Source organism: Streptomyces sp. NH27, assembly GCF_056859195.1.
The window spans coordinates 1-11,345 of sequence record NZ_JACEGK010000243.1 but is presented as its reverse complement, the minus strand read 5'-3'; the positions used below and the strand labels follow the sequence as shown (position 1 = coordinate 11,345).

The following is an 11,345-nucleotide window of genomic DNA, read 5'->3' as shown; positions in this document are numbered from 1 at the left end:
GCGCCGCCTTGGTGGCCCGCCCCGCCCCGACGGAAGCGTTTCGCACGGACCGCAGCCGGAGCGAACAAAAGCGAACAGAGGCGTCAAGCCGGCGAGTTCGCCACTCGGCGCCCCGGCCGATCAGTCCAAACGCTTGACGCGCATGGGGAGTTCCGGTGACATGTGACGGAAATGCTCGGAAAAAGTTCGTTGTTGTTCAACTGGCGACCACTGAACCCGTGATGGAGATCGGTCAGGGACCGGTTTCCGGAAGCGTTCGGTGGTCCAAGGCAAAGGACATGCATGCGACTACGGCGTGAAAGACTCCGGCGAGTGGTGACCGGCGTGACCCTGTCGGCGCTGCTGGGCAGCGGACTGGTCGTGGCGGCTGCCGCGCCGTCCACCGCCGCACAGCACTCCACCGACTCGTGGACGGTGGACGACCCCGGCCGCTCGACGCTCACCGCGCAACTCGACCTCGACGCCGCGGGCGGGCTGCACCTCGCGGTCGAACGCGGCAGCGCGCCGGTACTGCTACCGGGCCGGCTCGGGATCCGCACCGACCAGCACGACCTGACGACGGGTCTGCGGCTGGTCAGGCGCCAGGACCGCACGGTCCACGAGTCCTACCGGATGACCACGGGCAAGCAACTGCGGACTTCGGCCACGATGCGGGAGGCGACGTTCACCTTCCGCGGCGCCGACGGCGCCCAACTGGGCGTCGCGGTACGGGTGTCCGACGACGGCGTCGCCTACCGGTACCTGCTGGACGACAAGGGCCCGGTGACCGTGACGCAGGAGGCGTCGACGTTCGAACTGCCGACGGACGCCAGGGCCTGGGTCCAGCCGTACTCCAGCAGCTACGAGACCGAGCGGACCGAGAGCACCGCGGGCGCGGCCAACGAGGCGCAGCCCAGGACGTGCACCGGCGACACCTGCTCATTCGGCTACCCGACGCTGTTCGAGGAGGGCAGCACCTATGTGCTGCTGACGGAGGCGGACGTCGACGGCCGGTACTCCGGCAGCCACCTCGACCATGTGGACGGCAGCGGCGCGTATTCCGTGGCGCTGGCGGACAACGCGCCCGTCACCTCGCAGGGGCCGTTGTCGACGCCGTGGCGCACCGCGATCGTGGGCAGCCTGGACACGCTGGTCGGCTCCACCCTGGTGAACGACCTCGCGCCTCCCGCGAAGATCAAGGACACCTCCTGGATACGGCCGGGCGTGGACGACTGGTCCTGGCTGAGCAACGGTTCGAGCCCCGGCGACTACGACCGGCAGAAGGACTTCGTGGACTACGCGGCCGAACACGGCCTGCAGTACACGCTCGTGGACGCCGGATGGCAGGCGAGCTGGGTCCCCGAACTGGTCCGCTACGCGCGGGCCAAGGGCGTCGACGTGATCCTGTGGTTTGCCTGGACCGACCTGAAGACCCAGCAGCAGCGCGACGACTGGTTCCCCAAGCTCAAGTCGTGGGGCGTCGCGGGCGTCAAGGTCGACTACATGGACTCCGACTCGCAGTCCACCTTCCAGTGGTACGACGGAATCCTCAAGGACACCGCCAAGTACCAGCTGATGATCGACTTCCACGGCGCGACGATCCCGCGCGGCCTGCAACGCACCTGGCCGCAGGTGATGAGCGTCGAGGCGGTCCGCGGTGAGGAGAACGGGCAGAACCCGACCCGCGACATCTTCCTCGCCTTCACCCGCAACATCGTCGGCTCGATGGACTACACCCCGACGTGGTTCTCCCGCCCGAACCGCCAGGACTCCCTGGCGCACGAACTGGCACTGCCCGTGGTCTACGAGTCCGGCTGGACGTCGCTGGGCGACAACCCCGAGGGGTTCGCCGCCCAACCGGTGGCCGAGCGCTACCTCGAACAGCTCCCCACCACCTGGGACGAGACGCACCTGGTCTCCGGCGGGCCCGGTCAGCAGCCGGCCGGCGACCGGCAGGCCGTCATCGCCCGCCGCAACGGCGACCGTTGGTTCGTCGGCGGCATCCTGGCCGGCGCGAGCGACACGATGAAGGCGCCGCTCGGCTTCCTCGGCAAGGGCAAGTGGCTGGTGGAGACGGTCGCCGACAGTGACGGCCAACTACAGCGCACCATACGGACGGTGACCGCCAAGGACATCCTCTCGGTGCCGGCAGCCGCCAACGGCGGCTTCGTCGCCCTGGCCTGCCCGGCCACCAAGGGCCGCACCGACTGCGAGAACCCGGTGATCACCGCGCCCGCCACCTCCCTGACCCTGGACCCCTCGACCACGACCGCGGGCCCCGGCGCGAGGGTCGGGATCGACGCGAAGTTCCAGCTCCCGCAGGGAACGCCCTTGCGCCAGGTGCGGATGACGGTGGACAGCACCCGGCTCCCCGCGGGCTGGAGTGTCTCCGGCCGGGACGTGGCAGCCGGCTCGCTACGGGCGGGCAAGGCGCTCGACGGCCACTGGACCGTGACGGTCGGCAAGGACCAGCCGGGCGGTGAGGTCGACGTACCCGTGGTGGCCACCTACGCCAACCCGGCCGGCGGGAAGGCCCCGCCCATCCACGTCGAGGAGGTCGTGCAGGTCTCCGTCCCGCTGCACGGCACGGTCTACGCCGGCGATCAGCCCTTCCTCACCGAGACCAACGGCTACGGCCCGGTCGAGCGCGATCAGTCCAACGGCGAGGCCGGCGGGCAGGACGGACACCCCCTGACGATCAACGGCACCGTCTACCCGAAGGGCCTGGGCATGAACGCGCCGGCCCAGGTGCAGATCGACCTCCAGGGCCGCTGCACCCGCTTCGAGGCCCACGTCGGCGTCGACGACGAGACCGGCGGGCAGGGCAGCGTCACGTTCACCGTGCTCGGCGACGACGGCAAGCAGCTCGCGGCCACCGACGTGGTCCACGGCGGCCAGAGCGCGATCGACCTGACCGTCGACACCACCGGCGTGCACACCCTGAGCCTGGCCGTCGGCGACGGCGGCGACGGCAAGAACTACGACCACGCGGACTGGGGGCTGGCCCAACTCACCTGCGCGAGCTGACATTCGGCGCAGCGCATCGAGCGGACAACCGCCCGCTGCCCCGTCACCCGTACGAGGTGACGGGGCAGCGGGCTTCTTCACGTCTGCGAGCAGCCTCGGCGCACGATCCGCCCGAACCGCCCGATCAGCATGATCCGCGCGATCCGCAGGTGCCGCTGGGACACCGGCTCCGGGACCGCTCCGGGACCGCTTTCGGACCGCTTCGGGACCGGGCGCGTTCCGGCCGGCCGCCAGGTGAGCGCTCAGCGCGGCGCCGGTCAGCTCGACCGGGCGCACCGGTCCGGGCAGCTGCCTGTTCGTACCCGCATTGCCCTGCCGCGCCACCCTGCGGCTAGTTTGTTGCAGGACAGGTACGCAGGCCCGTGGCGGCAGAGGTGCACGGGGACAGGAGGTCGGGAAGAGTGTCGCTGCGCGGAGGCGATCCAGCCGAGATCGGCGGCTATCCGCTTGAGGCACGCCTCGGCTCGGGTGGCATGGGCACGGTCTTCCTGGCCCGTATGGATTCCGGGCGACCGGTGGCGATCAAGCTGATCCACCAACAGTTCGCCGGGGACGACGAGTTCCGTATCCGTTTCCGGCAGGAGGTGGCGGCGGCGCGGCGGGTGAGCGGCGCGTTCACCGCCGCCGTGGTCGACGCGGCCACCGAGGACGAGCAGCCGTGGATGGCGACGACCTATATCGAGGGGCCCACGCTCGCCCAGCACATCGCCGCGCAGGGCCCGCTGAACGGGGCGGAGCTGAGGAGGCTCGCCATCGGGCTGGCGGAGGCGTTGCGCGACATCCACCGGGTGGGGGTCGTCCACCGTGACCTGAAGCCCTCGAACGTCGTGCTCTCGCCCGAGGGCCCGCGCGTCATCGACTTCGGCATCTCGCGCGCCGCGGACCAGCAGACGCTGACGATGACGGGGCGGGTCATCGGTACGCCGCCCTTCATGTCGCCGGAGCAGTTGCAGGCGCCGCGTGGCGTGGGACCGGGGTCCGATGTCTTCTCGCTGGGGACGCTGCTGGTGTACGCGGCGACGGGCCGCGGGCCCTTCGACGCGGACAGCCCGTACATGACGGCGTATCAGGTGGTGCACGAGGAGCCGTCGCTGGGTGCCGTGCCGGTGGCTTTGCGCGCGGTCGTCGAGTCGTGCCTGGACAAGGAGCCCGAGGGGCGCCCCTCGGCGGACGAACTCCTCGTGCTGCTGCGGGACCTGCCGGCCGACCTCGGCTGGACCGATGGATACGGGGTCGACGCCGGCCACACCCGCGACGTGGTCACCCAGCATCACCTCGCGACGCCGGCCACCCCGGCTCCGGCCACCCCGGCCGGTCCGGCCGGTCCGGATACGGGGAGCACCGTGGCCCCCAACGGCCGCCGTCTGCGGGGCCGTTGGCGTCCTGTGCTCGCGGCCGCAGTCGCGGTGGCGGCGATCGGAGGGGGGCTCGCCGCGCTGGAGGCGGGCGGCTTCGGGGGGAACCACGGCGACCCCAAGGGCAGCAGCGCCGGCAACAAGGTCACCGGCGTCGCGGCGTCGGGTGCCGCGCTTCCGGACGGCTTCGCGCCGTGGCGCAAGACCGTGCGGGGCGGTACGGACACCCCCGACGAGCTGCGTTGCGTCGCGCGCGGCGACGCGCTGTTCTGCGGGGGCGGCGGTGTCGTCGCGACCCGTATCAGGGCCGTGGACGGTTCGCGGGTGTGGACGGTGAAGAGCCCGGGCGTCCCCGTCCAGGGGATACACCTGGTGGGCGCCACCGACGACACGGTGCTCGGTTACCGCCTCGCCGCCCAGGACGCCCCGCAGGACCCTCCCATCGAGGTGGTGGCCGTCGACGCGAACAGCGGCCGGGAGCTGTGGTCGGTGCCGTCCGGTGCCCAGTCGGAGGCCGTCACGGGGACGTCCCAGGACGCCCTCGTGGTCGGCTCCACCGTCGTGACGGTCAACGCCTCCCACGCCCGCTTCGAGGCCCGGGACGCGCACAGCGGTGACATCAGGTGGACGACGTCCTTCCCCACCGGTACGCAGTGCGCTCCCGTCCCGGCGGGCACCCAACTCCTCGCGATGTGCGCGACGGACACGGAGGTGGATGCCCTGGACGTGCTCCACCCCACCCTGTACACGGTCGACCGCGCCTCGGGGACGCTGGGCAGGCCCATCGCGGTCGACGGCCCCGCCGTGCCGATGGGCGTCGCCGACGGCAGCCTCGTACTCCTCCACGAACACATGGACGGGACGGCGCAGGACGGCTACGACGGGGTGACGCTGGTCGATCCCGCCTCGCGGAAGGTCACGTATTCCGGACTGGCCCAGACATACGCGGGGACGCCCGGCATGGCGGACGGCACCGTCTACGTGACCGGGCAGACCGGTCTCGTCACAGCGCTCGACCCCGCGACCGGCCGGAAGAAGTGGTCGCGGCAGACGGCCGTGGAGGGCGCGTCGGGGCCCGTCGCGGGAGCCGGCGCGTTGTACTTCAGCTCGGCAACCGGCCGGGTGGTCGCGCTCGCGCCGTACGACGGCAAACCCCTGTGGACGACAAACCCGCAGGCCGACGGTCTGACGGGCGAGCAGGGCGCCAGCCCGCGCATGACCGTTGCGGGGCGCGAGCTGATCGTGGCCGCGGCCAACAACACCGTCTTCGCCTTCGACGCGCAGAAGCCACCCAAGTCGGGCTGACGTCGGCCCCGACCATGAGGTCCCTGACGGGTGGGCGCGGCGGCGGGGCTCCTACCGTGCGGGCAACTGGTCGAGGTGGTCGCCCCGGCCGACGGCGTACGCCTCGCCGAGCCAGCCGGCGAACTCGTCGTCCAGCTGGTCCGGGGAGGTGACCCGGAAGTGCAGCACGAACAGCCGCTTCGTGTACGGCGCCGACCGGCGAATCCGCGGATCGGTGACGCTGCGCCGCAGGTCCAGGTAGCCGTCGAGGCGATCGCGGCCCGGGGTCGCCCCGGCGAACCCCCGGCGCTCTCCTTTGAGCGTGATCGCCGACTTCGCCACGGAATATGTGAACGACCCACATACCTCGGCCAGTTCGATGAAGCGGTCATAGAGCGCGACGACCTCCGGCGGTCTGCCGGCCAGGTGCCGCTCGACCGTCCAATCGTCGTCTGCCATGACGACGATGCTATCCGCACACGCTGGAACCGTCCCGCCCCTCGCATGGCCCGGGACGACGAATTCACGCGGCACCAGGAACGCTAGTGCCCCTCCCGGCACTAGGAACGCTGGTCGTGGGCTTCGGCGAGATAGACGTGCGCGCGGTCCCGGACGACTTCGGGAAGGTCCCCGGAGGCGAGATCGGACAGCTTGGTGACTTCGAGGACCTCACGCAGGCTGGTGCGGACCGCGCGCCAGACGTCGGGCAGGGGTGCGGCAGGACCGGGGTAGCTCAGACCGGTGAGGCTGAGGTCGCGGACGTTGGCGAGGGGGCCGTCGACCACCCGGATGACGTCGGCGAGGGAGATCTCCGCAGCGGGCAGCGCCAGGGCGTAGCCGCCCTCGGGGCCGCGAATGCTGTGGACGAGGCGGTTCATGCGCAGTTCGCGCAGGATGCCGAACAGGAAGCGGACCGGGATGTCCTGGCGGGCAGCCAACTTGTCCGCGGTGAGCGGGACATCGGAGGCGGCGAGCTCGGCCATCGCCCGAACAGCGTAGTCCGTCTTGGCTGTGATCCGCACAGGACAACTCTCTCACACCGGCGCCGCATCGGCGCCGGTCGGCGTGGGTGCGGGCGACGCCGGGGTGGACTGCGGCGGACGTCGAACGCCACTTGAGTCCGGGTGGAATCCGATGGGAATATCCTCAATGGGCTTGCCGAGTGAAGGTAGTTCACTGAAATAGTGAACTTGCGGGTCATGGCCCGCCCCCGTCGTCCTCGCACCGCAGCAGGAGGCAGCGCATGACGTCAGGCCAACTCTCCCGGACCATCGCAGTCGTGGGAGCCGGCGCGGCAGGCACCATGGTCGCGATCCAGTTATGCGAGGCGGGCACACGCCGCCGATTCCCCTTCGAGCTCGTGCTCGTCGACCCGGCTCCCGAGGCCGGCCGCGGCGGCGCGTACGCCACCCGCGATCCGCGCCACCGGCTCAACGTGCCGGCCGGAAAGATGAGTTGTCACCCCGATGATCCCGGGCACTTCGTCCGCTGGCTGTGCCGCCACGGCGAACCCGACGTCAGCGCGGACGACTTCGCCACCCGCTACCGCTACGGGGCTTACCTGGCCGACACCCTCGGGCAGGCCGTCATCGCGGCGCGCGGCTACGTCAGCGTCCGCCGGCTGCGCTCCCGGGTGACGGGATGCGACGTCACCGGCGCCTCCGCCCGGCTCGAACTGGCCGACGGCGCCGCCCTGGACGCCGACTGCGTGGTGCTGGCCACCGGCCCGGCCGCGTCCGAGGCCGCTTGGGTACCCGAAGCCCTCGCCGCGGACGAGCGGTTCATCGCCAACCCCTGGGCGCCCGAGGCCCTGAACTCGGCACTGGCCGAGGGACGCACCGACGACGTCCTGCTGGTCGGTGCCGGCCTCACCGCCATGGACCTGGCCATGACGCTGGACCGCCCCGGGCGGACCGTGCACGCGGTGTCCCGCAACGGCCGGCTGCCGCAGGCGCACCCGGTGGTGCCGCTGCCGCCCGCGCCGCTGCCCCCGGCGCTGCGCGGCGACCGTCTGAAGGACATGCCGTTGGCCGCGGTGCGGGCGGCCGTGTACCAGTACATCGGCCGAACCGTCCACGCGCACGGCGACTGGCGGCCGGCCATGGACGGGCTGCGCCCGGTCACGGCCGACCTGTGGTCGTCGCTCACGGTCGACGAGCGGGCCGAGTTCCTGGCGCACGACAGCTCGCTGTGGAACGTGCACCGGCACCGGATGTCGCCGACCACCGCGGAGTGCGTGGCACGGATCACCCGGGCCCGCCGACTGCGTACGTACCAGGGCAGGGTGTTGGCCGCCGAGAGCCGTCCCGACGGACTGGCCGTCACCCTTGCCGACGGCCGCTCCCGGCGGGAGCTGACGGTGGGGTGGGTGGTGGACTGCACGGGTCCGGGCCGGCTCTCCGACCCCTTGTGGCAGGGCATGTTCGCCGACGGCACCGCCGTGCCCGATCCGATGCGGATGGGCGTCGCCACCGACAACGGGCGACTGTGCGACGCGCACGGCCGCGCGGACCGGCCGGTGTGGACGCTCGGGGCGCTTCGCCGGGGTGAGTTGTGGGAGACCACCGCGATCCCGGAGATCCGCTCGCAGGCCGCGGCCGTGGCCGAGGCGGCGTTCTCCGCGCTGGCCGCTCCGCAGGCAGGGGCGCGGCCCGCGCGCCGAGTCCGGCGGCCGACCGACGGCATGGGGTTCACGCTGTCCACCGGCGCCGACTCCGCGGTGGCCTACCGCTCCGGGGTCTCCCGGCTGTTGAAGGTCTGCTCCGGCGCGGAGGACGCGTTCGTCCGCGCCACCACGCTCGACCCGGGTTTCGCGCTCGGCCACGCCGCGCTCGCCCTGATGGGCCACGAGACCGGCGCCGAGGTGGACGTCCCGCGCGCGCTGGCCGCCGCCGAGCGCTCGGCCCGCGACCGCGCCGACGACCACGAGCGGTCGTTCGTGGACGTCGTCTCCCGCCGGGTGCGCGGTACCGCCGCCGAAGGCGACGCCGCCCTCATGCGGCACCTCGGCGCGTATCCCGGTGACGCGCTCGCGCTCGCCGTCGCCGTCCCGACCATCGCCTTCTCCGGCATGCACGACCTTGAGGAGACCACCGCCGTACGCCTGGTCGAGCAGACGGCCGGGGCACACGCCGGGCACTGGTTCCATACCTCGCTGCTCGCCTTCATGCGCCAGGAGCAGGGCCGTTACGACGAGGCCGGCGCCCTGGCCGAGCAGGCGCTCGTCGACGAGCCCGCGTCCGGGCACGCCATGCACGCCCTGGCCCACGTCCACTACGAGTGCGGCGACCATGAGGCGGGCCGGATGCGGCTGGACGACTGGCTGGGCTCCCGCGGTCGCGGCAGCACCCACCGCGCCCACTTCTCCTGGCACGCGGCCCTGCACGAACTCGCGTTGGAGGACACCGGCGCCGTGCGCCGCCGCTGGGCGGTGCAGCTCACGCCGACCAAGGTGCGCGGTGTCCGCGCGCTGGTGGACTCCGGTTCCCTGCTGTGGCGTGCCCGGGTGACCGACAGTTGGACGGGCCAGGTGCCGATCGACGACGTGCTCGGCGCCGTCGGCGCGGAGATCCTGGAGCGCCCGGCCACCGCCTTCACCGCGCTCCACGCCGCCATCGCCCTCGCGGCCGCCGACGACCTGGCGGGCCTGCGCAGGCTGCACGTCCACGCGCTGGGCGCCGATACCGTGCAGCGGGAAGTCGTCGCGCCGTTGTGCGAGGCGCTGGTGTGCGTCGTCGAGGAGCGCTGGACGGAGGCGGTCCGGCGCCTCGAACGTATCCTGCCGATGCTGCGCAGCGTCGGCGGCAGCGCCGCGCAGCGCGAGGTGGTGGAGGAGACGATGCTGTACGCGCTGGTGTCGGCGGGCCACCACAGCGCCGCCCGGCTGCGGTTGGAAGAGCGCCTGGCCCGCCGTTCCTCGCCGCAGGACAACCGTCGGCTGGCCGCGCTGTCGGCCGCGTGAACCGCTTGTCAAGTCGCCCCCGTCCCGCGCACCGATGACTGCGGGGCGGGGCGGTGCGCGTTCAGCGGCTCCGGTGCCGCGCGTAGCGCACCATGGTGCCCACGGGGTCGCGGAAGCCGCCGTCGCGAACCCCGCGCGGCATGCCGTTGGCCGGCAGGCGAAGCGCACGGATCGGCCGCGGGTAGTTCCGGCACGATCGCCCCGCCGGGCTGTGCAGGGGAACCGGCAGTCATCCGGCGCATCCCCGTCCTTCCTTCCGGACAGGCGTCGTTGCGAACCTTGAGCCCGAGCACATCGCGGCATCGCGGCATCGCGGCATCGCGGTAGAAGACGACGGACTCGTCGAAGTCGGACCGGGACATGTCCGGTTCGGCCCGCGGCACGGCCCCGGCAGCGGGTGCCGCCGGGCGCAGCATCGGGTGCACACCGACTTCCTCGGCCGGATCCTGGCGGGGTCCGTCCCCACCTGAGAGAGTCGGACCCGATCAGCGCGGGCAGATCCGGGGTTCCGGTTCGACACGACGGTGACCGAAGAGAACCCTGTGTCGCCCGGTTCAGGACTGAAACCCTTGGGTATTTGCTGTGCGTGGTGTTCACTTTACTTCGGGGAAGGACACAGTATGGTGATCAGCGCGTCGGGGGATCCCTCCGCCGGATCCGAACATCCTGAAGATCGGCCCCCTCGACCCCCCGGTCTCGACCGGTCCGAGGGGTTGTCCGAATCGATCTTCCGAATACCGATCGCAACACTCCGCGAAGCGGACTCGCCGCGACTGGAAGGAATCGATCGAAGTCACGTCCGCTCCTTGGTGGCGACCGAGGGAAAACTCCCTCCCATCATCGTGCACCGTCCGACCATGAGGGTCGTCGACGGCATGCACCGACTGCACGTAGCGCGACTGAACGACCAACGCGAAGTAGAGGTCCGCTACTTCGACGGCTCGGAATGGGAAGCATTCCTGCTGGCCGTGGAGTTGAACATGCGGCACGGGTTACCGCTGACGCTGTCGGACCGCAAGAAGTCGGCCATGAAGATCCTCGAAGGATTTCCGGAGTGGTCGGACCGGGCCATCGCCGCCAGAACGGGGCTGTCCGGCAAGACAGTCGGGGCCCTGCGTCGAAAGGCCGCAGGGCGCATCGCACAGGCACCGGTGCGAGTCGGACGGGACGGCCGGGCGCGACCGTTGCATTCCGAAAAGAGTCGACGTCCGGGCGCCGGACTTCCCTCTGACCAGGTGAAATCCGTACTGTCCGACCAGTTGCCAGGTCGGACGGAAAGCTCCGCACGGGAAAATGTTGGAATGGCGCTGTTTCCCGTGACTCGGGCGCGTTTCGCACCACAATCCGTCAGCGACGACGGTTTCACCGAAGGCGGCACGGCGTTCGCACACGAAATTCAACCCGCCGTTCACGCGCTGGCCGCATACGGCGATCCGGACATGCAATTGGCGTCGTTGAAGCGCGATCCGGCGCTGAAATACAGCAATGACGGCCGGGAAATGATCCGCTGGCTCGAGACGCACGTCGTGCGCAATACAGATCTGGGGCTGGTGTTGCAGGCGCCCGCCCATCAGGCGCGGAAGATCGCCACCCTGGCGCGGACATGTGCGGAGCACTGGAACCGTATCGCCATGCGGATGGAACTCGCCTGCGACGATGTCTCTCCGACCTCGCGCTGAACAATCCCGCCGGGTCCGTTCCGCACAGCAGTTGCAGGGGTTCGGCGTTCGGGTCGACTG

General features: G+C 71.3%; 6 protein-coding genes. 4 read left to right on the top strand and 2 right to left on the bottom strand.

The genetic code is table 11. The annotated features are described in order from the left end of the window. Nucleotides 1-315 precede the first annotated feature (315 nt). Nucleotides 316-3,006 (top strand): NPCBM/NEW2 domain-containing protein, encoded by a 2,691-nt coding sequence (locus tag AC13HU_RS20410; RefSeq protein ID WP_483043345.1) that lies wholly within the window; start codon nt 316-318, stop codon nt 3,004-3,006. Nucleotides 3,007-3,407: 401 nt separating this feature from the next. Continuing rightward, nucleotides 3,408-5,666, top strand: coding sequence for a serine/threonine-protein kinase (locus tag AC13HU_RS20405; RefSeq protein ID WP_483043344.1), 2,259 nt, complete (start codon nt 3,408-3,410; stop codon nt 5,664-5,666). 51 nt (nt 5,667-5,717) lie between these two features. On the opposite strand, the gene AC13HU_RS20400 is transcribed toward AC13HU_RS20405, so the two are convergent. Both AC13HU_RS20400 and AC13HU_RS20395 read right to left on the bottom strand, forming a co-directional pair. Beyond that, a complete protein-coding gene (locus tag AC13HU_RS20400; protein WP_483043343.1) occupies nt 5,718-6,104 on the bottom strand; it encodes a DUF5655 domain-containing protein in 387 nt (128 codons plus the stop codon). A gap of 101 nt (nt 6,105-6,205) precedes the next feature. Then, entirely contained in the window at nt 6,206-6,667 is a 462-nt protein-coding gene (locus AC13HU_RS20395) for an RrF2 family transcriptional regulator (RefSeq protein ID WP_483043342.1), read from the bottom strand. A 221-nt stretch (nt 6,668-6,888) separates the two neighbouring features. Here AC13HU_RS20395 and AC13HU_RS20390 point away from each other — a divergent pair, with 221 nt between their 5' ends. Next, complete coding sequence (locus AC13HU_RS20390; RefSeq protein WP_483043341.1) at nt 6,889-9,606, top strand: FAD/NAD(P)-binding protein; 2,718 nt, start codon at nt 6,889-6,891, stop codon at nt 9,604-9,606. 857 nt (nt 9,607-10,463) lie between these two features. Continuing rightward, nucleotides 10,464-11,285, top strand: a complete 822-nt coding sequence (locus tag AC13HU_RS20385) for a hypothetical protein (RefSeq protein WP_483043340.1) — start codon at nt 10,464-10,466, stop codon at nt 11,283-11,285. The last annotated feature ends 60 nt before the right edge of the window (nt 11,286-11,345 follow it).

Bases quoted from the DNA above. Each gene is read 5' to 3' on its own strand.
- AC13HU_RS20400 (WP_483043343.1), bottom strand. From the start codon at position 6,104: ATGGCAGACGACGATTGGACGGTCGAGCGGCACCTGGCCGGCAGACCG.
- AC13HU_RS20390 (WP_483043341.1), top strand. From the start codon at position 6,889: ATGACGTCAGGCCAACTCTCCCGGACCATCGCAGTCGTGGGAGCCGGC.
- AC13HU_RS20385 (WP_483043340.1), top strand. From the start codon at position 10,464: ATGAGGGTCGTCGACGGCATGCACCGACTGCACGTAGCGCGACTGAAC.